This is a genomic window from Mucilaginibacter sp., assembly GCF_025359345.1.
Lineage (GTDB): Bacteria > Bacteroidota > Bacteroidia > Sphingobacteriales > Sphingobacteriaceae > Mucilaginibacter.
Window position 1 is genome coordinate 121,054 of the sequence record NZ_JANYGQ010000022.1, and the last position, 24,261, is coordinate 145,314.

The 24,261-nt window shown below is 42.1% G+C and carries 28 protein-coding genes and 1 pseudogene; 6 read left to right on the plus strand and 23 right to left on the minus strand.

Annotated features, from left to right (window positions below; all coding sequences use genetic code 11):
* Window positions 1-33: 33 nt before the first annotated feature.
* The 4 genes from Q0R52_RS13650 to Q0R52_RS29345 all read right to left on the minus strand — a co-directional run bounded on the left by Q0R52_RS13650 (window position 34) and on the right by Q0R52_RS29345 (window position 3,521).
* Window positions 34-1,983: a T9SS type A sorting domain-containing protein gene (locus Q0R52_RS13650; RefSeq protein ID WP_295795221.1), complete on the minus strand. Its 1,950-nt coding sequence runs from the start codon at window positions 1,981-1,983 to the stop codon at window positions 34-36.
* Window positions 1,984-2,001: 18 nt separating this feature from the next.
* Window positions 2,002-2,733 (minus strand): outer membrane beta-barrel protein, encoded by a 732-nt coding sequence (locus Q0R52_RS13655; RefSeq protein WP_295795222.1) that lies wholly within the window; start codon window positions 2,731-2,733, stop codon window positions 2,002-2,004.
* Between the two features lie 432 nt (window positions 2,734-3,165).
* Complete coding sequence (locus Q0R52_RS13660) at window positions 3,166-3,372, minus strand: hypothetical protein (protein ID WP_295795223.1); 207 nt, start codon at window positions 3,370-3,372, stop codon at window positions 3,166-3,168.
* Window positions 3,324-3,521, minus strand: coding sequence for an AlpA family transcriptional regulator (locus tag Q0R52_RS29345; RefSeq protein ID WP_366520896.1), 198 nt, complete (start codon window positions 3,519-3,521; stop codon window positions 3,324-3,326). Before Q0R52_RS29345 ends, Q0R52_RS13660 begins: the two co-directional genes overlap by 49 nt.
* A 379-nt stretch (window positions 3,522-3,900) precedes the next feature.
* Between Q0R52_RS29345 and Q0R52_RS29350 the strand changes: the two genes are divergently transcribed.
* Entirely contained in the window at window positions 3,901-4,122 is a 222-nt protein-coding gene (locus tag Q0R52_RS29350) for an Arm DNA-binding domain-containing protein (RefSeq protein ID WP_366520897.1), read from the plus strand.
* Here Q0R52_RS29350 and Q0R52_RS13665 read toward each other — a convergent pair.
* The 8 genes and pseudogenes from Q0R52_RS13665 to Q0R52_RS13700 form a co-directional block, all read right to left on the minus strand.
* Window positions 4,068-4,547, minus strand: a pseudogene (locus Q0R52_RS13665) (relaxase/mobilization nuclease domain-containing protein); the annotation flags it as partial. The gene Q0R52_RS29350 and the pseudogene Q0R52_RS13665 overlap by 55 nt on opposite strands.
* A complete protein-coding gene (locus tag Q0R52_RS13670) occupies window positions 4,544-4,960 on the minus strand; it encodes a hypothetical protein (RefSeq protein ID WP_295795225.1) in 417 nt (138 codons plus the stop codon). The pseudogene Q0R52_RS13665 and the gene Q0R52_RS13670, both read right to left, overlap by 4 nt.
* Window positions 4,950-5,267 carry a hypothetical protein gene (locus Q0R52_RS13675; RefSeq protein WP_295795226.1) on the minus strand — a complete coding sequence of 106 codons (318 nt, stop codon included), beginning with the start codon at window positions 5,265-5,267 and terminating at the stop codon, window positions 4,950-4,952. Before Q0R52_RS13675 ends, Q0R52_RS13670 begins: the two co-directional genes overlap by 11 nt.
* 8 nt (window positions 5,268-5,275) lie before the next feature.
* The gene (locus Q0R52_RS13680) at window positions 5,276-5,578 is read right to left on the minus strand and encodes a hypothetical protein (protein ID WP_295795228.1); all 303 of its coding nucleotides are present in this window, start codon (window positions 5,576-5,578) and stop codon (window positions 5,276-5,278) included.
* Between the two features lie 126 nt (window positions 5,579-5,704).
* Entirely contained in the window at window positions 5,705-6,700 is a 996-nt protein-coding gene (locus Q0R52_RS13685; RefSeq protein ID WP_295795229.1) for a hypothetical protein, read from the minus strand.
* Window positions 6,701-6,780: 80 nt separating this feature from the next.
* A complete protein-coding gene (locus Q0R52_RS13690) occupies window positions 6,781-6,960 on the minus strand; it encodes a hypothetical protein (protein ID WP_295795231.1) in 180 nt (59 codons plus the stop codon).
* A 33-nt stretch (window positions 6,961-6,993) separates the two neighbouring features.
* Complete coding sequence (locus Q0R52_RS13695) at window positions 6,994-7,434, minus strand: hypothetical protein (protein WP_295795232.1); 441 nt, start codon at window positions 7,432-7,434, stop codon at window positions 6,994-6,996.
* 9 nt (window positions 7,435-7,443) lie between these two features.
* Complete coding sequence (locus Q0R52_RS13700; RefSeq protein ID WP_295795233.1) at window positions 7,444-8,787, minus strand: site-specific integrase; 1,344 nt, start codon at window positions 8,785-8,787, stop codon at window positions 7,444-7,446.
* Between the two features lie 336 nt (window positions 8,788-9,123).
* On the opposite strand from Q0R52_RS13700, the gene map reads away from it, so the two are divergent.
* Window positions 9,124-9,885, plus strand: coding sequence for a type I methionyl aminopeptidase (gene map / locus Q0R52_RS13705; protein WP_295795235.1), 762 nt, complete (start codon window positions 9,124-9,126; stop codon window positions 9,883-9,885).
* A 116-nt stretch (window positions 9,886-10,001) separates the two neighbouring features.
* Here the strand turns inward: map and Q0R52_RS13710 are convergent, their stop codons facing one another.
* From Q0R52_RS13710 to Q0R52_RS13725, 4 genes are read right to left on the minus strand one after another with little or no spacing between them, the layout of a single operon-like run.
* The gene (locus Q0R52_RS13710) at window positions 10,002-10,712 is read right to left on the minus strand and encodes an SDR family NAD(P)-dependent oxidoreductase (RefSeq protein WP_295795236.1); all 711 of its coding nucleotides are present in this window, start codon (window positions 10,710-10,712) and stop codon (window positions 10,002-10,004) included.
* Window positions 10,713-10,723: 11 nt separating this feature from the next.
* Window positions 10,724-11,185, minus strand: coding sequence for an SRPBCC domain-containing protein (locus tag Q0R52_RS13715; RefSeq protein WP_295795237.1), 462 nt, complete (start codon window positions 11,183-11,185; stop codon window positions 10,724-10,726).
* Window positions 11,178-11,669: an SRPBCC domain-containing protein gene (locus Q0R52_RS13720; protein ID WP_295795238.1), complete on the minus strand. Its 492-nt coding sequence runs from the start codon at window positions 11,667-11,669 to the stop codon at window positions 11,178-11,180. Before Q0R52_RS13720 ends, Q0R52_RS13715 begins: the two co-directional genes overlap by 8 nt.
* A gap of 53 nt (window positions 11,670-11,722) precedes the next feature.
* Window positions 11,723-12,511, minus strand: a complete 789-nt coding sequence (locus tag Q0R52_RS13725; protein ID WP_295795239.1) for an SDR family oxidoreductase — start codon at window positions 12,509-12,511, stop codon at window positions 11,723-11,725.
* 108 nt (window positions 12,512-12,619) lie between these two features.
* Here Q0R52_RS13725 and Q0R52_RS13730 point away from each other — a divergent pair, with 108 nt between their 5' ends.
* Window positions 12,620-13,609 carry a helix-turn-helix domain-containing protein gene (locus Q0R52_RS13730; protein ID WP_295795240.1) on the plus strand — a complete coding sequence of 330 codons (990 nt, stop codon included), beginning with the start codon at window positions 12,620-12,622 and terminating at the stop codon, window positions 13,607-13,609.
* A gap of 196 nt (window positions 13,610-13,805) precedes the next feature.
* Here the strand turns inward: Q0R52_RS13730 and Q0R52_RS13735 are convergent, their stop codons facing one another.
* Window positions 13,806-14,102, minus strand: coding sequence for a hypothetical protein (locus Q0R52_RS13735; RefSeq protein WP_295795241.1), 297 nt, complete (start codon window positions 14,100-14,102; stop codon window positions 13,806-13,808).
* A gap of 467 nt (window positions 14,103-14,569) precedes the next feature.
* On the opposite strand from Q0R52_RS13735, the gene Q0R52_RS13740 reads away from it, so the two are divergent.
* Complete coding sequence (locus Q0R52_RS13740; protein ID WP_295795242.1) at window positions 14,570-15,667, plus strand: ketoacyl-ACP synthase III; 1,098 nt, start codon at window positions 14,570-14,572, stop codon at window positions 15,665-15,667.
* A 387-nt stretch (window positions 15,668-16,054) separates the two neighbouring features.
* On the opposite strand, the gene Q0R52_RS13745 is transcribed toward Q0R52_RS13740, so the two are convergent.
* The gene (locus Q0R52_RS13745; RefSeq protein ID WP_295795243.1) at window positions 16,055-16,942 is read right to left on the minus strand and encodes a dienelactone hydrolase family protein; all 888 of its coding nucleotides are present in this window, start codon (window positions 16,940-16,942) and stop codon (window positions 16,055-16,057) included.
* A gap of 350 nt (window positions 16,943-17,292) precedes the next feature.
* On the opposite strand from Q0R52_RS13745, the gene Q0R52_RS13750 reads away from it, so the two are divergent.
* A complete protein-coding gene (locus Q0R52_RS13750) occupies window positions 17,293-17,667 on the plus strand; it encodes a cupin domain-containing protein (RefSeq protein ID WP_295795244.1) in 375 nt (124 codons plus the stop codon).
* A gap of 38 nt (window positions 17,668-17,705) precedes the next feature.
* Here Q0R52_RS13750 and Q0R52_RS13755 read toward each other — a convergent pair whose 3' ends face one another.
* The 5 genes from Q0R52_RS13755 to Q0R52_RS13775 form a co-directional block, all read right to left on the minus strand.
* Window positions 17,706-20,180, minus strand: coding sequence for a DEAD/DEAH box helicase (locus Q0R52_RS13755; RefSeq protein ID WP_295795245.1), 2,475 nt, complete (start codon window positions 20,178-20,180; stop codon window positions 17,706-17,708).
* Between the two features lie 215 nt (window positions 20,181-20,395).
* Window positions 20,396-20,974: a Hachiman antiphage defense system protein HamA gene (locus Q0R52_RS13760; RefSeq protein WP_295795246.1), complete on the minus strand. Its 579-nt coding sequence runs from the start codon at window positions 20,972-20,974 to the stop codon at window positions 20,396-20,398.
* 146 nt (window positions 20,975-21,120) lie between these two features.
* Entirely contained in the window at window positions 21,121-22,281 is a 1,161-nt protein-coding gene (locus Q0R52_RS13765) for a TlpA disulfide reductase family protein (RefSeq protein ID WP_295795247.1), read from the minus strand.
* Between the two features lie 287 nt (window positions 22,282-22,568).
* Entirely contained in the window at window positions 22,569-22,856 is a 288-nt protein-coding gene (locus Q0R52_RS13770; RefSeq protein WP_295795248.1) for a hypothetical protein, read from the minus strand.
* Window positions 22,857-22,922: 66 nt separating this feature from the next.
* On the minus strand, window positions 22,923-23,360 hold the full coding sequence (locus tag Q0R52_RS13775) for an Hsp20/alpha crystallin family protein (RefSeq protein ID WP_295795249.1): 438 nt from the start codon (window positions 23,358-23,360) through the stop codon (window positions 22,923-22,925).
* Between the two features lie 213 nt (window positions 23,361-23,573).
* Here Q0R52_RS13775 and Q0R52_RS13780 point away from each other — a divergent pair, with 213 nt between their 5' ends.
* On the plus strand, window positions 23,574-24,215 hold the full coding sequence (locus Q0R52_RS13780; protein ID WP_295795250.1) for a phosphatase PAP2 family protein: 642 nt from the start codon (window positions 23,574-23,576) through the stop codon (window positions 24,213-24,215).
* Window positions 24,216-24,261: the final 46 nt, after the last annotated feature.

Consider the following 24,261-nt stretch of genomic DNA (forward strand, 5'->3'; position numbering starts at 1 on the left):
ATCTAGTTTTTGTTTATCGTCAACAGCTTCCTTTTAATTAATCACAATCAGTTTTCGTGAGGTGGCGTATTTGCCCGAGGTAAATTCCAAGAAATAGGCGCCTGTTAAAGGGATAGTGCCGCTAAAATAATAGTTCGCCATCCCGGACGCGTTTTGTGGCTGACCTACCATCTTGCCATCCGTCGTATAGATCGCCATTTTCACGGGGGCAGGTTGATCTAGGGCGATGCTTACCCCAAATTTCCCGGTTGATGGATTCGGGTAAACCGTCACATTTTTATCCGTTAACATGCCTGTCGGATAAGATTTAACCGAGACATCCTGCTGATAGCTGCATGTCCCGTTACTGCATTTCACGCTGTACAAACCGGGGATGGTAATTTTCACATTCGCGATATTGCTGTGAAACCCGTTCGGGCCGTTCCATTCATACACCAATCCAGCCGACACGCCGGAATCCGCCTGGATGGTTAAAGGACCGCTTTGCGGCAGGGTATAATTTTCCGCCACGGCTAACAAATGCGGGCCGTCCGTGCTATTAATATAAAAGGAATCCGTGTAGGTTGAATCTGCCGCATCGGTGAGGGTTAATTTGTATTTACCTGGTGCCAGCCCTTTAATTGGGACCGTCTTATTGTTGTTAAAGCTTTCGTTAAATACGACGTCCCCCGCAGATTTCGCCAATGTCAGTTGAAAAGGCGCAAGCCCGCCCACCACTTTCACTGCGACGCTTCCACCGTCCGTATCTTTGCATAGAGGGTTGGTGATGCTGATATCGGCCAATAAATCTTGTCCAGCGGTGATAGACATTAATTCGGTGCTATTGGTATTGAGACCCCATTTGATATCGGCAAAAAGAGCTTTCCCCTCTTTATCGATACTGGCCATTCTGATAAATTCCGTACCCGGCAGTGAAAAATCACCCTTGCCGCTTCGGTCAATAACGAGCCAATAGACGGGATGGAGTGGCAAAGGGACATCCAGTTTTTTGGTGTCTAAGGTGACGTCGGTTTGCAATGACTGGTTATTATTATGAGTGAACAGCAACCATCGTTTTTTTAAAAGCACGGGTACGCCCGGCGTCTTGTCCGCGTTGGTAAGGGGCTTGTCATTGTCGCCCCACATTAGCGACGTATTGTTGACCAATTGCTTGGCTGCAGCAATCGTAAGAATATAGGGATTGTTGCTGCTGGTTGCCTTAACCTGTACCAAATGTGATGAATCGTCACGGGCAATCCCCGCAATATTGTGGTAGTAGCTGGGATAGGCAATTCCATTCCAAATAACATCATCGGCGCTATTCAGATAGATCGCCGCCGGGTCTGACAGTGTAATGCCGTATTTTATCGCAAGGTACGACCCGACTTTAATCCGCTCCTGGGTAGAAAGCACCCTGTCATAGGCGATAATCTCAGGAATAATGCCGTTAAAGGAAAATACCGGTAATCGTGGCGATTCGGGCTTAAACCCAATATTCCAGGATTGTTTAGCCGGAAAAACGGTATCTTTCAGTTTCTGCTGTGTGTAGGTGCCGATTTTAGGATTGGCGAGGAAAAAGTCCCGGTAGTTCATATACTGGTATGTTTCAAGGTCGGCCAACCGATTGGTTGTAAAAACGATGGTCGTTTTATTTTGCTTGCTTAGATGCCAAACAACCCCTTCGCTGTTAGTCGCTTTCGACTGGTAGGCGACAAAAAACGTCGCATTGGTCAAACTACTATCGGGCAACCGGATCGGCAATGTCATTGCGCCGTTGAAGACCAATGACGGATGAAAATTCAGGAGAATGTTTGGAGGTGCCTGCGGTAATGAAATGACGGAATCGGTGCCGCCGATTAGGCTATGAAAAGTCGGAACCGCAACACTGTCAGTTTTGTACCAAACGATAGGTGCTTTCACGCCACCCGGCGACAAGGATTGTTGAGCAAAAATGGCCGTGCTGTAGAGAAAACTCAAAACAAAGAAACAGCAATATTTTCTCACGATGTGATAAGATTAATTTCAGTCCCTATTTAGATAATATTTCACCAACAGTTCGACGCTATTGGCATGATTCTGTTTCTGAATGAAATTGTAAGAGTTTGGCTGCACTTCAATAATGTTTTTCAACCCGTAATTATAACGTGCTTCGATATCCAATTGAGGGATAATCCGCAACCCCAATCTGCCAATGAGGCCAAAATTGCTTTTGCCATAAAGTACATTTCTCAATTGCTGCTGTTGTTCAATATCCGTTCCAAAAGCGTCAAGTTTGCCTTTGCCCGATGAAGTGTAAACAATATTGTGGGGAGCCGTATTCAGGCCAAATTGACCGCCTAATCCCGCAAAGATTCTATTGTATTTTCCAGTCACTATCAAAGCTGAATTCGCATATTGATAGTTAAACTTCATCTTATAAAAGTAGTCTTGTGAATTACTGAAATTTAGCTCAGTGCCGTTACCGGAATATCTAACTTCAAAATCGATAAAAAAATTGGCGACATCGTCAGCCTCTTGGTTAAGTTCATAACTTATGAAACCACCCAAATCGAAGCCGGGAACATGCTTATTGGTCAGACGATAATTAATTCCATTAATGAAATAGGGTTCGCTGATAATAATACCATCCACGTTATTAATGATCGACGAACTGTAACCGCCAATAAATCCGGTATAAACGTTAGGTTGCGCTCGTGCAGTCGTGCATGACAATAACAATCCAACAACGCATAGAAATAGTAATCTAATGTGCATGGCTTAGGAAAATTTATCAAATCTGTGTGAGTCCCAAAGTACTAAATATTTTCAATAATCAATTGGTAGTTTTTTAATATTATATTTCTTCCTAATATTATTCGACACTGCCGACCAGGGATTTCGTGGGCGCGCAATAATCCATAACTAGGTGTTCGATAGTTGGGCATTGCCTCTAGGCCGGGCTTTCCGCTGTATCTTCATCCCTGATGAAGGATGCCGCTACAATCCCTAATGCGGCCTTGCCGGAAAAAAGCTTCACTCTATCGCTACGCACAGCTTCGCTCTCTCGCCCCAGCCCCTTTCCGGCCGCACGGCAAAAACCTGTGTGCCAGACGCCACTACACATCCCTTTGCCCACCCGCTTCGCTAAGGGGCAAATTGTCGCCATTGTCCGTCAGCCAGGTACTTGCCCAGCCCCTAAAAAATAAATCACGGTTGGCGATTGGGCTTCTCGGCAATATTGTCGCGGTAATCAGGAACTTTTTGTTCGGCTAATTTCGATCGAGCAAGCATCGGGTGAACTCGGTAGGCTTTTTTTCCGTAGTACTCCACCACTTTTGTCTCTTTCGTTTTTTCCTTATCTATATTCATCGATTTATCACCCGTTGCGATTTTGAGATTTGTTCCTGTATCCATTGTTGGACATCACTCTCTAACCAGCCGACGGATCTGGCTCCAAGTGATATTTGCGTTGGAAAATTTTCTTGCGCGATTTTTTTATAAAGTGTGCTTCTCGGTAAGCCAGTTAGCGCTTTGACTTCGTTTAGGCGAATAATTTTATGCATACTTTCCCTTTGTGTTGATGCGGGCAAAGAGCTATAGTCTCACTGCGACAGATCAAAGACAGATTTACAAATAGCGGACTATGGTTCGGTAGAATGTTCCCGCAGCATCTCGACTAAAGTGGGGGTAAGTTTGGGGGTTGTTGAGATTGGCGAATCAAAAATAATTAATAAATTCCAATGGTTATTGTTGCATTTCGAGTCCCGTCACTCCCGCCATTTTCTCTTCCAGAAATGGCTCACAAAATCCCCAAAAGCATAGAGTTTAAGCCAAATATCGGCTCATGCGACGCTCCCAAGCGCTCGAGCTGTCTATTGACATCCGGGGGTAAGTGGGGGTAACAGTGGGGGTAACCATCCACTCCATTTGAAAGTTACCCCCATGTCGCTAACAGACGCAAAGCTAAGGAATGCCAAATCTCAGGTTAAACCGTTCAAGCTAAGCGACGAGAAAGGGCTCTTTCTGCTTGTTACTCCATCCGGGGGCAGGTGGTGGCGGTTCAAATACCGATTCGCTGGTAAAGAGAAATCTCTCTCGTTAAGCACTTTCGTTAATTCGTGCTTCAACTCCATTGCACGGGAAAATTCCGCCATGCGCTTGTAGCTGTTGCTGTCACTTGCGGTCGGGCCTTCATAACCAATACGGTTAGCTACGATATGCAAATGTTCATGCTCGGTGTCATTGTGCGTGATCACTACATACTGTTTGTTTTCAAAATCGAACTGCCTGGCCAGTTGCTGTGCAATATCAATTTTATCCTGTATGCTCAATTTCCCTGCATCCTGGTGGGCGAGGCTGATCGAGGCATGAAATACTGGCTTGCTAACCTTCGGATTAAGTTTGCTAACCTCAATAAACTGCCGAATCAGTTCCTTCTTGGTGCCAAAGCATTGATTATAATGGATCACCTGCGCCTGCTTTTTCTCACGCTCAATTTTTTGTTGTTCCTCGGTTTCCTGCAACCTGCCGTCATGCAGGTATTGCATACAGCCGCTGAAGCTCTTTCCGGTCACTATCTTTCCAATCATTCCAAGTAAGTTTTAACTGCTTTGACTAAACCCTGTAAGCTTCGGATTTCTTGGTTGAGCAAAGCCCTGTCCATGGCATCCAGTTCATCAACCCCGTTTCGTTTCCGTGCGATCTGGTTCAAGTTCGCTGCGACATGGTTCAGAGTTCCCGTCAGTTGCAAAACCTCTTTTGGTAATGTCTTCACTTTTACCCGCCCCTTTAAACCGAGTGTCCGTAGGAAAACCGATATATTTGTACCTGCCTTCCTGGCATTCATCTGAATGATTTTCTTTTCCATGATAGTACACATTACTGTCAGGTGATTACCTCTTTTTAGCGTTACTTTTGGCCTGCCGCCCTTATTTACACTTCTCGGTTTTTTATCTTTTTTACTTTTAATCTCTTTGATTATTTCACTAAGCTTACCTTCCATAGTCTTCATTAATCTTTAACCCCCCCGAATGCGATAGCATGAGTGGGGGCCAGCGTTTCGGCAGGGCCGAAACATAGCTGGCTCCACAAAAAAGCAGAGACATACGGTTATACATATATGTGATTTCCGGCGCGTTGGTGCAGTAGTCCTTGTCATGCTTATTATGCCTTTTGGGTTTAATATTCTGCCACATTGGGTTTTGCCACCGGGTAAAAAGCATGACCATTGGATCAGCCGCTGCCAGCGGCTTTTGGTTGGTTCTGTAATACCTTGCGCCAATGTGGAGATAATCAATTATCGTTTCCATAAAAAAAATTACCGGTGCGTGAATACTGAAGCTTCTACTTTTTTAACATCTTCTTCCAACTCGGACTGGTAGAATACTTTACGGCGTGGCCCGAGGTCATGCCGCCTGATTAGGCCAAGCTGTACATACCTGCGCAAGGTGGGCAGTGAGACTTTTAATGCCTGGCTGGCCTGTGACGGAGTGAGCGGCGATTCCACTTCCGCGTTTTTTTGTAATGCATGGTGTTCATCGATACAGGCGGATACAATCTTTTTCAGAAAGCGTTCTGCTTCCTGCATCGAAAATCCAACAAATTGAATGTGCTGTTCCATAAGATTAATTTTAGAACAAAGAGAAACAACATCCTTTCCGGTTAAAGTGGCATTATTGGAAACTGGAAGAAAAACAGGAATTTATTTTACGTGTATTTTCTGCCATTAGCTATAATAAAGAAAAATTTAGGGCAATAATTCGGATACAGGTTTTAATAATTTATAAACCTGCCTGGCCTTATCGTTGGAAATTTTGCCTTTACTTATCTGATAAACTGAATTAACCCGTTCACCTGCATGATTATAAACCCAGAGCTTTTCCTGTATGAGTTGCCAGGAAGCAATCAGTATTTTTTCATCTTTCAACTGGCGAAAAAGTAAATGCAGTTTTTGCGCATCAAGGTTGGTCGGGTTAGCTTGTGCGAGATTAAGTTCAATGGCGGCCGCTTCATTCTTTCTAAATATCATTGAAAATTCCTCTAACGAATACGGTTTAATAAATAAGGCGTTAAGTAAGTCATATAAGTAGCTGATTACCTCTTTTTGCTTTTCGGCATTTAGATCATCAGTGATTTTCAGATAGCCATATTTGGAAGCGTCATATTTTTGTGGAGAATGTACAACAGTTGGCGTAATTTCTATTCGGACCGGCACCTGGTGGTGCTGGCTGGCCAATAAAGTTTGCAGATATTTAGTCAACCTATCCCGGCAAGATTTGTCGCGTATTAAGAGTTGCTGAAATGCTGGTTCGCGTCCGGCATTTTCTCGTTTCATCAGGGCAAATTTGATTTCGCCGCTATACCTGTTCAATGAATAGGTATAAGGCTCGTGGTGCGTACTTATGGCAGTCAGTAGGGTATTTAATTCCTGTTCACTCCATAGAACTACTTTCATCAGTTTAAAAATATCGAACTGCATAGTGGTTTCGGAGAAATTAAAGTACAGGAATTTGCAGCACCACTTGAAATGGCTTAACAAGCTTTCAAAATTGAAATCGAACGGACAGGAAATAAATGATACACAATAATGATGATCCAAAGCATGCTGCACCGTCCTTTTAAAGTCAGTGATGATTTCCGGAAAAACCGGCTTTTGATCCTGAAAAGCAACCTGGTAACAAAAATAAGAAGTGGATCTGGCCTTCGTAACGAAAGATACATCCTTAAAATCGGCTTTTTTCATGGGTTCCTGATTCAACCTGCAAATCAGCTCAAAAGTTTTGAAAAAACAAAAGGCTGGAGAATTCAGCCTTTTGCTATAAATCATTTAGAACGATCTTTGTTTATTATCCAATTGGGAATGGGGTGTTCTTTTAAAAATGCTTTGGCCTTTTCTGCCTTTTCTACAAAGTAAGGTTCATCAGCATAACTTCTCATCTGTTCTACGACAATAATATCACTATTAGTTTTTCCCTTAACCGCTGCTTTTTTAACTATAGACATAATAACTCCTTTCTAATATACAAATTTATTACTTTAATTTCGCTTTACCAAAAACGCTTCATAATTGACATTTGACTTAAAATCTTCCCAGTTACCATTTTTATAACCCCAAACCATAAAATCCTTGCGGATTTCTTCCCAAAGCCGGTTGATCCCAATTTGATAAAGCCTGGTTCTTGAAGGCGTGCTACCCTCCGCATAAATAAAATGATCCCCATAGTGGTTACAAAACACATTTATTGTATTGGCGACGGTTGCCAAAATCATGTCTTTATCTTTGTTATTACTGGTAACTGAATCACTAATTAATCCGGCTCTATTTTCATCGCCAAATGCTAAATTATAAGTAACAGGATTGTCCCTGATCTTTGTGTACCTGATTACCTTTTTAATCTTTCCCTTTGGACCGTCACTATAAAAAATGAAATCCTGAAAATTATTTACAGTGCTATAATTATATCGTTCTAAGTTCATATGGTTTAGTTAGATAGCAAATGTCTTTAGGGTTTCAAAATGCCGGACACTATCCAATATCTTTACATAATCCATTGTTTGAGATAACTTGGAGTGTCCTAAATTCCTTTGCAGGACTTCCGGCCGCATCCCATTCTCCAGGCTAAGGATGGCATACGTGTGCCTGGCTGAATGACAAGAAAGGATTTCGTATTTTTTCTTAATTTCTGTCTTTACTTCGCTGCCATATTGGGCTGTCAACTCTATCTCGGTATCAATTTTTGCATCCTCGCAAAGCTCCTTTAAATAATCGTTCGCTTTTTGGTTAGAGGGAACCGGCAACAATTTTTTGAATTTTTGTTGGTCCCAGTATTTTTCTATGATGATTACCGCTTTTGGCGGCAGGGCAATCTCATGAAATTTGCGGGTCTTTTTAATCACAAACTTTAAAACATGATACTGCTGGCCTTTATCACTTTTTTTTAGATAATGCGCTTGGTGTATCTGTTGCAAATCACTATAACGCAAACCGGTATAACAACCAAACAAAAAAACGTCTTTTAACTTTTCAAGCCTATCACTTTCAGGTAAGTGTTTTTCAAGGGTTTTAATCTCCTTCTGCTTTAAAAAGATAATTTCTGTAGAACTGCGCTGTACTTTAATTTCCTCTAACGCGGACGAACTGCCTAATAATCCTTGCTTATGCGCTTCTCGCAATATTTGCTGGAGCATAGAAATCTTTTTTTCAACTGTAGTATTGTTGTTCTTTTTATCATTCGTTAGATAAGTGATAAAACCCTCTACAAATTCTTTGTTGACATTTACCAATAGTGGCGGCCGGGTGCCTACATGGTCTTTCAAAGAAGATACCATTGTGCTAATATTTCTTTTGGTACTTTCCTGCCCTGGCTTATTATATCGTTTAAGATAGTTTTCACAAAAGGAAACAATACTTTCATGACTAACACTGTGATTAACGGTAATCAATCGTTTTAGCTCCGACATATCTACCGGTTGAAAGGTTTCCTTCTTGCCTCGCAAATATTTGGATACCTTGTCGGTTATAGTCGTAATATACGTATTAACATCATCGGCTCCCCTAAACCCTCGTGCCATTTGCTGATTGACATCCCAACATGCATAGGATATGACTTTCTTTGTCGTTATCTGTTTCCCCGGAATCCTAAATCCGGTATAATGGCGGATGCGATTCCTTTTATAAACGCCCTCATCATCATTGAATCCCCTGTTCGTATATTCAAACATAAGGGGTAAATTGCTCTGTTTATCCGGTTTCGAGTCCAGATAAAATCGTCCGTACTTCCTTTTAATTCCCATATACTGCGGTGCAATGTGCGGTGCAATTTCTTTCATTTAGCTTCTTTTAAGAGAAAACAAGTGAAAGGTTTTTTACTATTTATAATTTGATTATCAATGATTTATAGTCATAATGCAAACATATAAAAAATTATCGAAAAGGAAAAATTAGTTCTGCTCCCGCTACCTTTTAAAAAGTCAAAAGTCTTTAGTCGTAAGTCTAAAGACTTTTTTCGTTTGAGGCCTTTTAGTTTTCTGACTAAATTGCCGTTTATAGGTGCATAGTTACTCCGTTACAGGAAACGAATAGTACACTGCTTTGACCTGTAGTTAATGAAGTTTAACTATTTTTGAAAGCCCGGATCAATTGATCTGGCCAATAATACGTATAAAATGTCTATCACGTCGAGCGAAGAATTAACAGGAATGAAAGCAGTAAGCGAACTTGTTGCGCTTACATTGCGGCAAATGATCGATCATGCAATGCCGGGGATGACAGCAAAGGATCTGGATGATTTTGGCGGTTCAATACTGGAAAAACATGGGGCGAATTCCGCTCCCTTAAAAACATACAATTTTCCTGGCAATACTTGTATCAGCATTAATCAACAGATTGCCCATGGTATACCAAAAGCGGAAACAATATTAAAAGAAGGCGACCTGGTTAACATCGATGTCTCGGCTGAACTAAACGGTTACTGGGCCGACAATGGCTGTTCTTTTGTTCTTGGTGGAGATATACATGGCCATCAGCCCCTGGTTAATGCTTCAAAAGAAATATTACGAAAGGCGATCAGCCATATCAAAGGCGGCGTACGCGTGGCCGACATTGGCCTGATCATAGAAACTGAGGCTAAAAAGCGTGGATATAAAGTAATAAAAAATTTAACGGGGCATGGAGTTGGCCGAAGCTTACATGAAGAACCGCACGAAATTGCAAATTATCGAGATCGTTTCAACCTGCAGCGCTTCAAGAAAAACTCCGTGGTAGCCGTGGAAACTTTTATCTCAACTGCATCTACTATTGCGGAGACGCAGTCAGATGGGTGGACGCTTGTTGGGGATAAAGGCGGCTATGTGGCACAACATGAGCACACTATTCTGATCACAGGTGGCAAACCGGTTATTTTAACCGAAAATAATGGTGTTTGGTAATAAAGCCTCGTTGTGAATGTTTTTTATTTAAGGTGCGCTAGTCTCGGATAACGTATATAAAAAAGGAAACACCCCTATGTGAGTGTTTCCTTTTTTAATTTATGCAATTGTTTAATTTATGCTTGCACGAATGCTGCATTCTGACGCTCCATCGCTTTTACCAAGCCATTGCGCCAGCTGTCTGCCATAGATGCCGACATTGGTTCAGGGAAGATTTCCTCTTCTCCCCTTTCAATCCCATCAAAAATGGCAGCTGCAGCCGATTCGGGCGAAGCCTTTGGAATATCAAACCCGCGGTTCATGTCGGTATCAACAGGTCCTGTTAAAACGGCGTGTACATTTACGCCTTTGCCTGTCATGTAAGCGCGCAGCGATTGCGTCATCGAGAACAAAGCTGCTTTAGAGATAGAGTAAGAGGCAATTGGCGGTAAAGGGGCGAGAGACACTATTGATAATATGTTGACAATGGCCCCGCCCGAGCCGATAAGCAAAGGTAAAAATGCCTGTGTCAGGTCGTAAGTTCCGAAAAGGTTAACGTCCAAATGTTTCGTGATGGCCTCCCGCTCGCTCAGATCGTCAAACGATGCGATACCTGCATTATTGATCAGCATATCGAGTGACGCAATTTCCCCGACAGCTTGCCGGATCTGCTCCGGATCGGTAATATCAAGGGTTAATGGTATAACCCGGGCATCAGGATGCTTCAGCGGGACCCTTGTTCCAGCATATACACGTTTGGCGCCCCTGTTCAGGGCTTCTGTTACCAGTGCCTGGCCGATGCCGCGGTTTGCACCGGTGATTAGTATAGTTTTATTTGTAATGTTCATGGTTTAAAAAATTATTTAGTTAGCAATTCTTCTTTGGTCGTCGGATTCCCCACTCCTGTGGTTACCAGGTTTTTTAAGCTATTATTGATATAGCCGCTCCATGCATTGGAACAGTCGTTATAGCACTCGCCTTGCGGCACTAAGCCAATGTGGGTAAAGCGCACCTCTGTCTGCTCTCCTTTTTTATTGATATCGAAAACGACCCGTGTGCCGGTCCATTCACCTTCGTCATCAATAAAAGTGAGCTTACTCTCTGTGACCAGCCAAACGATTTTGCTGTAGGGCACTACTTCAATGAGCTTCTGCTTACTATAGTGCACATTCCAGAACTGCACCGAAAATTCGTCGTTCAGTTTTTCGGTGTTGCCTTCTACGCCTTCTGTCCACCAGGCGCGAACGTTGTTGATTGCTTCAAAAACCTCTTTTGGGCTTTGATCAACCAGGAAACTGGTTGTGAAATCCTGCTTATTCATGTTTACCTCCCTTCATTGCTTCCGCATTTTCGATGGCAGGGATATAGGGATTTGGATTGCCTTTGCCGGTCTCGATAAGGCTCTTCAGGCTACCGGCAACATAATTGCCCCATGCGTCTGAGCAGACCTGGTAACATTCATAGGCCGGCACTAAACCGATGTGGGTAAAGGTTAATTGCGTTTTTCCGTCCTTTTGAGAGATATCGAAGCTGATTTTGGTGCCTGTCCACTCGGCTTTGTCTTTAGTGAAATTAAAATGATTCTCTAAAACCAGCCAAACGACTTTTTTATTTGGAATAAATTCAACAATTTTCAATTTACAGCGGTGCACATCTTTATAGTGATAATTGAATTCTGCATTCAACTTATCGGTCGGGCCGTCTATTTGTTCCGACCACCAGCCGCGAACATTGTTGATGGCCTTAAATACTTGTTCCGGGCTCTGATTTACCTGGAACGTGGTAGTGTAATCTTGCTTTTGCATGGTTTTTAAATTTGATAAGTTTACTATCGTGGTGAGACAAATGATTAAAAGATTCATACTATCATCCCCGCCGTTAAGTTCATAATTGTACCGGTTATTGCACTTCCTTCCTCCGAAGCCACGAATACAGCGGCGTTAGTAAGTTCGGCCAGCGTGGTCAAACGCCCGCGATGGGTCATACCTTCCATAACACCGTGGAATTGCTCAAAAGTTATCCCGTGCGATTTTCCGTGTATTTCCCATACCTCATCAATTAATGGCGTTTCGGGAATACCAGTGGTCTGCAGGCACACTGCCCTAACCCCCTGAGGTCCGCACTCTACCGAAAGCGACCGGCAAAGTGCTTCTAATGCCGACCAGGCGGGCACCATCCCTCCCACAAACGGCGGACTGATCCGGCTGGCATTTGGTGTATGCATAATTATTACACCATTACCTTGCTTACGCATTACCCGGGCAGCAGCCCTTGCCGTTATAAAATGCGACAGCGTGTAAGTGCTGATGGGGAGAAAAAAAGCATCAGTAGCAAGCTCCGTCAAGGGGATACCTTGAATACCTTTTTGCGGTATACCTATCGCGTTGAAAGAAATATCAATTTTACCGGCTTGCTTCAGCAACATTTCCATATGAGCACTCACCGCCTCTTCATCCAATGCGTCGAGTTGAGTCGCAGTAACAACGCCTCCCAGGCATTTAATTTCATCAGCTATGGCATCACGCTTTGAAGCGGTGCGTCCCGTTAAAAAAACCTGCGCCCCCTCCCGGGCAAAGGCCTTTGCGATAGCGCCTCCTATCGCGCCGTCGCCATAAACAACGGCGACTTTGTTTTCTAATCGTTTCATATTGTCAAAAGTATTGTCCAAAATTGTTTTCTAAAGGGTGGTAAATAGACATTATAGTGGGTTGATTTGGACATCAACAATAACTAACTTTGATAAAAATTCAACCAGATGAAGCATCTCTCAGTTATATTCCCGGGCGAACAAAGTAACTTCAGTACGGTGGCCTGTATTGCCGGCACCTTCGAAATAATTGCGGCCGCAAATAGTTACCGCCGCAAAACCGGCAAAAAAGACCTGTTCACAGTTCAACTGGCCGGCGTTGGCGAAAAGAAAGAAATGTATGGGGGCATGTTTACCGTAAAACCCCAGGCCGACATTTCGGCGATAGAGAAAACCGACCTCATTGTTATTCCTTCGTCAGTTCCTTTCTATCAACAAGCCGGAAAGGAAAACACAATGCTGATCGATTGGATAAAAAAACAATACAGGGACGGTGCGGAAGTAGCCAGCATCTGTTCTGGTGCTTTTATGCTGGCATCCTCGGGCCTGCTGGACGGCCGGAACTGCTCTACCCATTGGGCTCATGCAGATGCATTCAGGCAGCAGTTCCCGAAGGTAAATTTAAAAGAGGACCAGCTGATCACCGACGAAAAAGGTATTTATACCAACGGCGGAGCTTATTCTTTCCTGAACCTGATGATATTTTTAGTGGAGAAATATTACGACAGGCAAACGGCCATTTATTGTTCCAAGATTTTCCAGATAGAGATGGACAGGAACAGTCAATCCGCCTTTGCAATTTTCACCGGGCAAAAACTCCACGGGGATGCAATGGTAGAGCAGGCGCAGATTTACATTGAAAGCCAGTTAGAGGAAAAAATATCAGTAGAAGAACTGTCCGCTAAATTTTCCATCGGCAGGCGAAATTTTGACCGACGGTTTATCAAAGCTACCGGCAATACACCTATTGAATATGCGCAAAGGGTAAAAATCGAGTCTGCCAAAAAAGCGTTAGAAAGTAGTCGCAAGACGGTTAACGAAGTAATGTACGAGGTAGGTTATTCAGATGTAAAGGCATTCCGTGAGGTTTTCCGAAAAATCACCGGCATTTCGCCGCTGGAGTACAAGAGCAAATACAATAAAGACGCTGTGCAATAAGATAACAGATGATCGACAATCTTGAATGGACCGAAATGAGCATAACCATCGCTCCGTGCAACTTATAAAGAACTTCGGGGCTGCTATTATTCTGTGTCCACTCAGTCTACCAGTCTTAGGGCGCCGCATACATCTTGAGCTGACCGGGGAACCTGTAATGTAATAATTGCAATCGACTACACTCCATGACTACTATTTAGTGTGCGCCTATTTTATTTGTAAAAATCCCTTCAGCAATCAAAACTCCCCGCTCGCCATTACCGGTATCAATTGTGTGCACATACTTATAGCTCCCGCTTAGCTGGTCGTAACCCTGGTCAACGATGTTTATGTTCACATCTGTAACTTTAAAATCGGTGTTGTTTTGCAGGCATAGCAAATGCTGGTTGCCCGATAGCAGGAAATCATAGTCATATCCTTTGCTGTGCAGCTCAATAACTCTTTTGGTTAGCAAGCTATTTAGTTTTCGAGTGTTTTTGTCAAGGCTGTTCATCGTAATCGTCGTTAATTATTCCGTGTTTGTTAAGCGATTTTCGATACACATCACATAAACACCATGCCAGCGATACAACTAACTAATTTACAACTATATACGACAACAACAAATAAAATATTTTTTCGATAATTCGTGAATTAACAAAATATCATACGAAATGTCGCTGATTGCAAAATCTAATATAACTTCTGACCACCGTCAATATTTACTGTGATCAAAAGCACTAAATCGTCGCCTAATTCATCGTAAATTTGCCTGATCTGACAAGTGTAAAACCACCAGGTTTTTAAACTCAGGGGCCTGTTACAGCCATATTATGCTGATAATAGAAAAAAGCAGCCGGGAGTTCAGATTATTTTATAACTTAAAGCCATCCATTTCTGCAGCACCGGCCCCCTTTTCCAGGCCGGCTAAAAGAACCGGGTGACCATATTATAGACCATCAAGTGCAGCCATATATGTCGATGCTTAAAACCCAGACCTACAGCGTTATTGCCGGAAGCGGCAGCTATCTGCCAACCCGCGTTATCAGCAATACCGACTTTTTAAACAACACTTTTTACGACGAAGCCGGCAACCAGCTTGGGCGACCGACTGAAGAAATTGTCCGCAAGTTCAGTGATATTACGGGCATTTATGAACGACGCTACGTTACCGATGACCTGGTAGCTTCGGATATTGCCTACTTTGCTGCCTCAGATGCCATACGCGACTCAGGGACAGATCCGGAGCAATTGGACTACATCATTTTCGCCCATAATTTCGGCGATATCAGGGAAGACAATGCCAGGAGTGAATTTGTTCCCACCCTGGCTTCGCGTGTAAAATATCGCCTGGGCATTAAAAATCCTGCAACCGTTTGCTACGATCTGCCCTTCGGCTGCGCGGGCTGGTTGCAGGGGGTTATCCAGGCAGATCTGTATATCCGTTCGGGCCAGGCGAAAAAGGTGCTGATCGTTGGCGGCGAGACCCTTTCGCGCATTTCAGATCCGCACGACCGGGATAGCATGCTTTATGCCGATGGCGCCGGGGCTATAGTCCTCGAAGCCCGGGAGAGTGATACGCCGGTTGGCATCCTTTCTACTAATTGCCATACTTACACGGCCGAACAAGCCTATGTGTTAAGAATGGGGAAATCCAACCATCCTGATCACCCCCAGCCCGACCGTTTGTTTTTGAAAATGCAGGGCCGGGTACTTTATGAGCATGCGCTTAAAGTGGTGCCCCTGGTGACAAAAGAAAGTATGGACAAAGCCGGACTCGACATAAAAGACATGGATATGCTGCTGATACACCAGGCCAACAAAAAAATGGATGAGGCAATGATGAGGCGTTTATATGAAGCCTTTAGCGCGCCCCAGCCAACCAAAAATGTAATGCCGCTTACTGTTTCGTGGCTGGGCAACAGTTCTGTCGCCACTTTACCAACCCTTTATAACCTGGTAGAAAAAGGCGAAATGCCAGGGTACAGTTTCCATCCGGGTAATAACCTTGTGTTTGCTTCGGTAGGCGCTGGTGTAAATGTGAATGCGCTGGTGTATCGTATACCGGGCGCGAAATAAGATAATTATTATGAACTTCACCGGAAAAAATGCCTCAGATTGAAAGATTTGAGGCATTTTTTTTCGCATTCCCGCCTTTGTTGGTGTTGTCACCAACAAAACCAATTGCATTGTGATATACAGTAAGCCGCCTACATTACGCAGGATTTTTGCACATCACAATGTTCATCCTGCTTGTCGGTGACAACACCAACAAGGGCGAAAAAAGATTTAAAAAGCCCCTTTTGTCATTCTGAACGCAGTGAAGAATCTTATAAAGGTGACAGGTCATCGCTATACTTGTCCGTGTTTATGTTCTGCGTATAAGATTCTTCGCTCTGCTCAGAATGACAAAAAGAATCTGTCGAACACCTATGGTCACAAGACCAACAAGGCGGGATTGTGCTCCTATTTCAAATTCTCCTTAAAAAAATCGATCGTCCTGCTCCATGCCAATTCTGCAGCGGCTTTGTCATAACGGGGAGTCGTATCATTATGAAAGCCGTGGTTTACATTGTCGTAAATAAAAGCCTGGTACTTTTTGCCATTTGCCTTTAAAGCGGCTTCGTAGGCAGGCCAGCCACCGGTTATACGGGTATCGAGCGATGCATAGTGCAGCATCAGCGGGGCTTTAATTTTTGGCACATCCTCCGCCGCAGGCTGACTCCCGTAAAAAGGCACAGCTGCCGCCAGATCAGGTACGCGAACCGCCATCATATTGGCTATGCCGCCGCCAAAACAGAACCCCACCACCCCTACTTTGCCATTACAGTCCTTATGATTTTTGAGGTATTCAAATGCCGCTATAAAATCTTCCTGCATTTCTTTGGGATCGCGTTTACTCTGCATCTCACGGCCGGCGTCGTCAGTACCCGGGTAGCCGCCCAGTGGCGTAAGGGCGTCCGGCGCCAGGGAGATAAAACCTGCAAGTGCAGCCCTGCGGCCCACATCTTCAATATAAGGGTTTAAGCCCCGGTTTTCGTGCACCACTATAATGCCGCCAAGCTTACCTTTGGCATCCTTCGGTTTGGATAGTAAGCCTTTAATGTTGCCGCCGCCTTTTGGTGAAGGGTAAGTGATATATCCCGAATCCAGGCGTGGGTCATCCGCCTTTATTTGTATATTATTTTTGTAGTCGGGCATCAGGAAGCTCATTATTGCGGGCACCGTTAATCCGCCAACCGCATATAATGATAGCTTTTGCACAAAGTCGCGCCGGTCGAGCCGGCTGTGGGCGTAATCATCATACAGGTCGAACACTTCCTGTTTGATGTCTTCTTTTTTTATCTGGCTCATGGTGGATGGTTTTATTCAAATATAAACGATTTGGGGGAAATGATTGGTGAAGAAAAGTAAAAGTGGTGTTACGTTTATGCGGTAATATTAGTTGTAAAACTACCGGGCATCAACCGGCAATTATATCAAACCAGACAGTAGGGCTAAGTATCAGGTTGCACGTGCGAAAGCGTTCCATTTTTACAAGCGGAACACCCCGAACGCTGTGAAACATGCTAATTATCAGCACTTTTAATTATTGCGAATAATGCACATTAATGATTTGGGGCGAAAGCGAATATTTATTGAAGAGTTTGAAAGAAAAATATCAAACCTAACGAACGCTGAAAATACTAAATTTGAAAGAAAAAATGGAAGAGATAAAGTCGATAAATATTATGGAGAAGTTTTCATTGTTCGATAAGCAATGGACACCTCACATCATTGGTGAACTCAACGGCCAATACGTAAAACTTTGCAAGCTTAAGGACGACTTTGTGTGGCACAGCCATGAAAACGAAGACGAGCTTTTTATGGTTTTTAAAGGCACTCTTTTAATGGATTTCAGGGATGGGCGAACAGTTGAGGTTAAAGAAGGAGAGATTCTGATCGTTCCCAAGGGAGTTGAACACCGCCCGCATACCAACGGCGAAATAGTGTTTAACCTGCTATTCGAGCCCAAAGCCACCCTTCATACCGGCACTGTAGAAAGCGAAATGACGGTGAAGGAGCTGGGGTGGATATAGGTTGGGTTTTAGCGGGTACGATAATTAACCAAGCGAGACTACCGAGATGATCGAATATGATATCTAATTTCGAACACCAATATGGAATTCTCTTCATTCTGTATCATCTGATCGATAATAAATTCATTTATAATAACTTCATCTGTTAAAACATTAATTTGAATGAAGGATAAATATTTAGGATCGATAAGAAGCTTTGACAACTCGATCGAAAACCCATTTTTTAAGAAAGAAATAATGCGAGGATCTGAACTGCCATACTTTATTTTCTCGTAAAATGTATTTTCAATTAACCCTAGTTCGAATAAGATTTCCACATATTTTAACAGTCTAAATTCGATGAAATCTTGCTCGTCTTTGATCTTTAAAATAGCTAAGTTCACTCGGTCTGCTTGGCTTTTTGAATTAAGGTTAATGTATAGCGCGATTCTGTCTCCATCTCGTTGCACTTCACCCCATGCGCTGCCGAAAAAAACGACTGGGTTTGGCAATGTACTCCAATACCCAATAAATCTTGCGATCATTTCTTTGAAAGAGTTACTTTTCGTTCTCCAATCAAGAATCATGGCGTAAAAATTCCTAGCCGCAGAATTATTTAGTCTTTTAAAATTGTCATCGGTGATTGCAATCTGATATATAAATACATTATAAATCGCTTCGATCAACTCTATTGGCGTATCAATTTGTCTGGCATTAGAATAACTGTCAAGATTCGCGATTAATTGCCGTTCGTTCTCCTTTATGTCGAAATCAAAAACATTATTCCTGTAGCATAATTTCGCAATGTCAGACTGCACGTATTCAGCATTTTCTAAAACGACAGTATTAGGTTCAATATTTTCCAAATACTCTAATGTATCAAATACTGATTGAATATCTTCAGCAGTCTTTAATTCAGTTTTTCCTTTTAAAAGTAGATTATCAACGTCGTCGGTAAGCTTTAAGTCAATTTTAGCTTTATTTTCTAAAAAAGCCTGATGATTGGCGTTACTACTTTCGTATTCGCTTTTAATGATATAAACTTCTGGTTCAAGCATATTCAGCCTGCCGGTCTCCAAATTGAATATTTCGCTGAATCGGCAAATTCGTCCAATTAGATTTTTAAATTCCGATTTTGAAAAATTATTCCGACCAATTTTTGTTGTTAACAAAAAGATTTTTTCTGCTGGAATGTTGACTCCTTCTAATAGTGTAGAATTAGTTATTATGAAATGTAATTCCGGGTTATTAGTAAAAATACTTTCGACATATAGGCGGACTAATTCCGGCATACCACCATGGTGATACGCCACCCCTTTCTGAATACATTTTAATAAATTATAGTCAGGGTGTAAAAAATCTGCTATTGTGGTTATAATTTTATCCACGATAGAAGAGTTCTGATTAGATGTGGGATTACCCGAGAGCCGCAAGGCGAAACTTTCTACGTCTCTTTGTTTATTTAGATATACAATATTTTTACCGGCCTTTTTCTCGTTTATCAGCTGAACGTCAGAATTATATCGTTCATTATTATATTCACTAAAGCGGTTAAGAAACTGGTCATAGAACAAAAGATCTCCCCCACTTAGCAAGTCGCAGCAATAATATCTTTCAATTTTGATAAACTCCTCGCTGTGCATTCCCTCAAGAGAGTAATCGATATGTGGAATCTTTAAATTCTTCCCATCGGATATAAAAGGCGAAAAAAAGTTTAAAATTGTATTTGCGTTTCGCTTAAGGGTAATCATAATTACTTGTGCCAAAAGCACAGCCCGACTATTTCTTTTTAATAAATTGTGTGCCTCATCAACCAGAAGAATATCAATTGTTAATAATTGATTTTTTTGAAGCAGTCTTAAGTAACGTTCCTGTGTTAGAACCGCAACGAAATTTATTTCGTTGCCCCTATACATTTCAGGATGTGTGATAATCCGGCCTACTTCATTTGCATATGGACTACCTAAAATACGTTTTTTTGTTTGAGCAAGTAATGCTTTGCTGGGCACAAGAATACATACCTTTTTATTAAGGTTTTCAGCTACCTTGTTAATAATAATCTCCGACTTTCCATAGGAAGTAGGTGCCACCAGAACGAAATTGCTTTTATGATCATCTGAAAACCTAATAAGTTTTTTTTGCCCATAGGTAAGATAAATTTCTTCTTGGCGAAAGTTTTCTTGGTAAGACGAAAAATAATTACTAAAAAATTTTTCATCAATAGGATTTTTTTTAAAATGTTTAGCCTCGATGAACTTAGATATAGGTATGAACCCTTTATTAATCGCAACATCAAACAATGGGACAAAATCATCGAATAATATGCTATATCGCACAACTATTCTATAACCTAACCGCTTAAGGTTTGGATCCCCGTAATTCAAGAAAATTACAGCTAACTTTAACAGTTGAGATAAGGCGTTTGTATTTAATTTCTCACTATTACCAAGTACTAAATCTAAATACCGATTTTGAAAAAATGTATCCGTTACATTTCTCCTCAACTGCCCGATTGTGATTTCTTCAATTTCCATTAAGATATTGCTTCTTGTTCCAAAAATTCCGCTACTTTTTCAAATGTTTCCTTTTGAATGGATAATATAATACTATTAGCATATGTACCAGCGCGGGCAATATTCTGGCCGAAGTCAACAATGCTCTGCATATCAATTGGTTCTGCCGGACCATGATATAAAACCGAAATTAGCACAACGCTTTTTTTACTATCGATTTCGTGAACGGGAGAATCTTAATCTAAAAGGTTCTTCAATTTTAATCGACCTTTCGAGTCTTGTATAGTAAGTTTAACATCAATTAAAGCACTTTCCCAAAGTGAGCTTCTTTTCTCATCAAACATAGTGGAAATGCCGGTATGCGATCGATTTAAAAGTATGGTGTTATATTCTGAAGATGTTTCACTACCGGACTCCCGTCGGCCTGATTTTACCTCCGAATACCAGACATTCATTTTAATATTGTCGAAATAAATTATATCGAATCCTTTTTTTATACTGCGTTCCTCTTTGTTTTTTAAAACGGACAGCGACGTAAAGGTCTGCATATACTCATTTATCAAGATATGGGACAACAATTCCCCGATCATGCCTTTTTTGGTAGTCTCGGCTTTATCCCGGTATCTGTCTAAAAATGAATTAAGAGTTCTTTTGTATGAGTGAATTTCCGGGGATTCTTCCACCTCGGCAAATCCATTCCAAACTCCAGCAAGTTGATTTCTAATAAGCCCCTTTAACTCGTCGCTAAAAACATTCACTATAATGTAGAAACAGTTATTATTTTGGAGTAAAGTTATACCAGATACTGGGGGCATGGCCGCAATTGATAAGATTAAGATTATCAATAATAACCAAATATATTTAATAATCAATGACTTTGAATTCGTTCCTCTCTGATAAGTAGCTCACGGCGCCCGAATCCCGCAACCTCGGATAATAAATTTTCCATCTAAAACACACCTTATTTACCCAACAACCCGTCAATTAGCGCGGTAGTTTTCGCTTCAAAGTCGTCCTTATAACCGAATGTTACATCGGCTATTTTTCCTTCTTTATCAATGTAATAAAAAAGGGGGGCGCCGGGCATATGGTATGATTTGGCCACATCAGCCGCATCGCCACATACCGTATTTTTTATCTTGTATTTTTCTTTAAATGCCGTAACCGACTTCCTGCTATCCCTGTTGCTGATGCTTACCAATACAAAATTTCGATTTCTATATTTTTCATAAATTCTATCCAACGATTGAAGTGACTCCATACAATTGCCACAACCAATAAAAAAGAAATCTATCAATACAATTTTGCCTTTCAGTTGCGCAAGCGATATCTGTTTACCTTCCGTGGTGTATAGCGTCCAATCCGGCGCAACTGTTCCCGGCGTTAATAACGGTAACACAACCTGGTCCTTTGGCGGGTGAAACCCATTAGGAATGGTTAAGGCAGCTATATCAACATTTTCCTGGTTAAGTTTATAACCGGAATACCGGATGGCTATAAAGTAGTTCATCACATTACCAGCTAACGGCACTTTTCCCCGAATGATTACTTGGTTAGGTAAACCTGATAACTTATCAATAAACACATCTATATTGGTATGATAATACTCCTTACTAATTACAGTATCGTAAATATGAAAAATTGAATGATAGCTAAGAATGCCATTTACTGCTGTATCGCCGGCCATTTCCGATGGTTTTTTTTCAGGTCTTCCCTTCAACCATTTTAAGAACCCTGGCAAAGTGGTGATGGTAGGTTCCATCGCATATTTCTTAATGTCGGCAAATTGATAGGTGCTGTCATCCGGAGACAGGGATATTAAGCTTTGCCCGTTATACAGGTCAATTACATGGTAACCCGGTTCCTGCGTTTCGCAGCTGAATAAATAAGCAAAGTTTCCACCACCCGGTGCTTTTTGAAATATATCCTTATGTTGTTTTATGGTAGTGTCGGCGGTATGGTCGAGCGTTTTTTCAACAGCCCGGTAGCTAAAGTTTTTGCAGCTTTCCAGTTTATTAATGGCATTTTGTATCAATGACACCTGCGCATCTGCTTTAATACCGCATAAAACAAGCAAAATGCAGGCTGATAGCCGGATAAAACAATTGTTAATATAACCCATACTTATTTTGACAAGGTGGTTGTTTCAATTTTAAAGATTATTTAAGTTCGATCCGGCAGAAACCCATTTCGATAAAAATGGGTATTTATCCCAAGCATCACAACTATGTTTTCAATCTTTAACATTTTTTAACTGCGATGTCTGCTATCCGGGGTCCGCAAAATTCACAAATAATCCTGGTCTAAAACCAATCTCCCTTTAAAACTGACCTGCCCAGTCGTCATCCCTGTCCTGCTTTAAAAGTATGGACACGAACCAAATTAAAAAACCGATGAGCAATATATCTTTCACAGCATTTCCTCCAGTGTTTTTAACCGGAAGATCTCGCACGCAATTAATTTGCAGTTGGCTCCCAATTCTTCCAGCGAACAGCAAATGGTTTTGATCCTCACCGGCAGTTCATTAACCGTTTCCATCAGGTCGATATGCAATGGGGCGCTTAGGTCCTGGCCGCCTTTAAGGCGGCCAAATAAAGCAGCGGCAGCCTGGCGGTCGTCGCCCAGGAAATATTGCCCGTAGTTCACAAATCCTTGCGTGGTTTTCAAACTCAGCAAAATATAAAATTGCGTTTCCATGGCTGTAACAAGCAAAGAGCCCCTGCAAGCAGGAGCCCTTTCAACAAAAAATTACCGACCTTATTATTATTTAATCTCGATCTGGCGGCGTACCAATTTGGCTTCTTCGCGTTTCGCAATATCAATTTTTAGTACACCGTCGGTATAACTGGCCTCAATATTGTCGGCATTTGCGCTTTCAAGTAAAGTAAACGAGCGCACCCACGAACTGTAGCTGTATTCGCGTTTGCTGTAATTTTTTTGATCGTTGTTGTCTTCACGGCGCTGCTCTACCGAAATATTAAGAACGTTCCGGTCCAGACTGAGTTTAAAATCTTCTTTCTTCAAACCGGGTGCGGCCAGTTCTACATGAAAGTTATTTTCGCTTTCGCTGACATTGGCTGCGGGGACACGCACCACCATCCGGTCATTGAAAAACGTGTCGTTAAAGATAGAGTCAAAAACGTCATTAAAGCCTGGCAGTAATGACTGGTTACGATTGTTGTTGAATTTAACTAAGGTCATGGCCTTTTCTCCTTTAAATTTTACTTTAAAAAATGTTTGAACAATAATTAATTAAACTGTGTTAGCAATAACAAGCGTTGTGCCAATGGCTTACAGATGAATAATTTGCAGGCCCGGGCTGAAATTTTTTCAGCGCCGGTGACAATTTTTCAGCCATAAGGTGCCGAATTTTACGCTAAATTTCTACAGAGTCGACCGGTAAATTTGTCAGGATTGAAAAACATAAAAAAGCATCTCATCTGGTACCTGGTCGGCGGTTTAACCACAGGCTTTGGGTTGCTGACCGCTTTTGTGCTGTTAGATCCCCTTTCGAAAATTGATCGTAAGTTTTCAGAAGAAATACAGGAGCACCATCACCGGGTAGTTGATCTGTTGATGAAATGGATCAGCGCCCTTGGCTATATGCCCGCCTCAGCAATTTTAGTTGGCGCTACCGCCCTCCTATTTCTTTTATCGGGTTATAAAAGGGAAGCATTGTTTGTTGTATTGGGTTCTCTTTCAGGCCTCGTCAGCACCCTGGTGAAACTACTGGTCAATCGCCCACGCCCGGCAGCGACCCTGGTACGGGTGCTGGGAAAAACACAACAGCAGAGTTTTCCAAGCGGCCATGTATTGTTTTACGTTGTGTTTTTCGGCTTCCTTGTGCTGCTGATGTATCAGCTTAAAGGCCTGCATAAAATTTTACGCATCGGCATTGCAGGTTTCTCCATACTCCTGATCTTCTCGGTTCCAATATCACGAATTTATCTCGGCGCGCACTGGTTTACCGATGTGCTGGGCGGCTTTTTGCTTGGGCTGTTAAGCCTTATCGCCCTGTCATTTGCCTATTTGCATGCCTGGAAAAGAAAAGCCTGAGGTAAGCGGGCGGGTAACGTGGCCACACCAGGCAGATATTTTTGAC

Bases quoted from the DNA above. Each gene is read 5' to 3' on its own strand.
- Q0R52_RS13655 (WP_295795222.1), bottom strand. From the start codon at position 2,733: ATGCACATTAGATTACTATTTCTATGCGTTGTTGGATTGTTATTGTCA.
- Q0R52_RS13660 (WP_295795223.1), bottom strand. From the start codon at position 3,372: ATGGATACAGGAACAAATCTCAAAATCGCAACGGGTGATAAATCGATG.
- Q0R52_RS29345 (WP_366520896.1), bottom strand. From the start codon at position 3,521: ATGCATAAAATTATTCGCCTAAACGAAGTCAAAGCGCTAACTGGCTTA.
- Q0R52_RS29350 (WP_366520897.1), top strand. From the start codon at position 3,901: ATGTCGCTAACAGACGCAAAGCTAAGGAATGCCAAATCTCAGGTTAAA.
- Q0R52_RS13670 (WP_295795225.1), bottom strand. From the start codon at position 4,960: ATGGAAGGTAAGCTTAGTGAAATAATCAAAGAGATTAAAAGTAAAAAA.
- Q0R52_RS13675 (WP_295795226.1), bottom strand. From the start codon at position 5,267: ATGGAAACGATAATTGATTATCTCCACATTGGCGCAAGGTATTACAGA.
- Q0R52_RS13680 (WP_295795228.1), bottom strand. From the start codon at position 5,578: ATGGAACAGCACATTCAATTTGTTGGATTTTCGATGCAGGAAGCAGAA.
- Q0R52_RS13685 (WP_295795229.1), bottom strand. From the start codon at position 6,700: ATGAAAAAAGCCGATTTTAAGGATGTATCTTTCGTTACGAAGGCCAGA.
- Q0R52_RS13690 (WP_295795231.1), bottom strand. From the start codon at position 6,960: ATGTCTATAGTTAAAAAAGCAGCGGTTAAGGGAAAAACTAATAGTGAT.
- Q0R52_RS13695 (WP_295795232.1), bottom strand. From the start codon at position 7,434: ATGAACTTAGAACGATATAATTATAGCACTGTAAATAATTTTCAGGAT.
- Q0R52_RS13700 (WP_295795233.1), bottom strand. From the start codon at position 8,787: ATGAAAGAAATTGCACCGCACATTGCACCGCAGTATATGGGAATTAAA.
- map (WP_295795235.1), top strand. From the start codon at position 9,124: ATGTCTATCACGTCGAGCGAAGAATTAACAGGAATGAAAGCAGTAAGC.
- Q0R52_RS13710 (WP_295795236.1), bottom strand. From the start codon at position 10,712: ATGAACATTACAAATAAAACTATACTAATCACCGGTGCAAACCGCGGC.
- Q0R52_RS13715 (WP_295795237.1), bottom strand. From the start codon at position 11,185: ATGAATAAGCAGGATTTCACAACCAGTTTCCTGGTTGATCAAAGCCCA.
- Q0R52_RS13720 (WP_295795238.1), bottom strand. From the start codon at position 11,669: ATGCAAAAGCAAGATTACACTACCACGTTCCAGGTAAATCAGAGCCCG.
- Q0R52_RS13725 (WP_295795239.1), bottom strand. From the start codon at position 12,511: ATGAAACGATTAGAAAACAAAGTCGCCGTTGTTTATGGCGACGGCGCG.
- Q0R52_RS13730 (WP_295795240.1), top strand. From the start codon at position 12,620: ATGAAGCATCTCTCAGTTATATTCCCGGGCGAACAAAGTAACTTCAGT.
- Q0R52_RS13735 (WP_295795241.1), bottom strand. From the start codon at position 14,102: ATGAACAGCCTTGACAAAAACACTCGAAAACTAAATAGCTTGCTAACC.
- Q0R52_RS13740 (WP_295795242.1), top strand. From the start codon at position 14,570: ATGCTTAAAACCCAGACCTACAGCGTTATTGCCGGAAGCGGCAGCTAT.
- Q0R52_RS13745 (WP_295795243.1), bottom strand. From the start codon at position 16,942: ATGAGCCAGATAAAAAAAGAAGACATCAAACAGGAAGTGTTCGACCTG.
- Q0R52_RS13750 (WP_295795244.1), top strand. From the start codon at position 17,293: ATGGAAGAGATAAAGTCGATAAATATTATGGAGAAGTTTTCATTGTTC.
- Q0R52_RS13755 (WP_295795245.1), bottom strand. From the start codon at position 20,180: ATGGAAATTGAAGAAATCACAATCGGGCAGTTGAGGAGAAATGTAACG.
- Q0R52_RS13760 (WP_295795246.1), bottom strand. From the start codon at position 20,974: ATGCCCCCAGTATCTGGTATAACTTTACTCCAAAATAATAACTGTTTC.
- Q0R52_RS13765 (WP_295795247.1), bottom strand. From the start codon at position 22,281: ATGGGTTATATTAACAATTGTTTTATCCGGCTATCAGCCTGCATTTTG.
- Q0R52_RS13770 (WP_295795248.1), bottom strand. From the start codon at position 22,856: ATGGAAACGCAATTTTATATTTTGCTGAGTTTGAAAACCACGCAAGGA.
- Q0R52_RS13775 (WP_295795249.1), bottom strand. From the start codon at position 23,360: ATGACCTTAGTTAAATTCAACAACAATCGTAACCAGTCATTACTGCCA.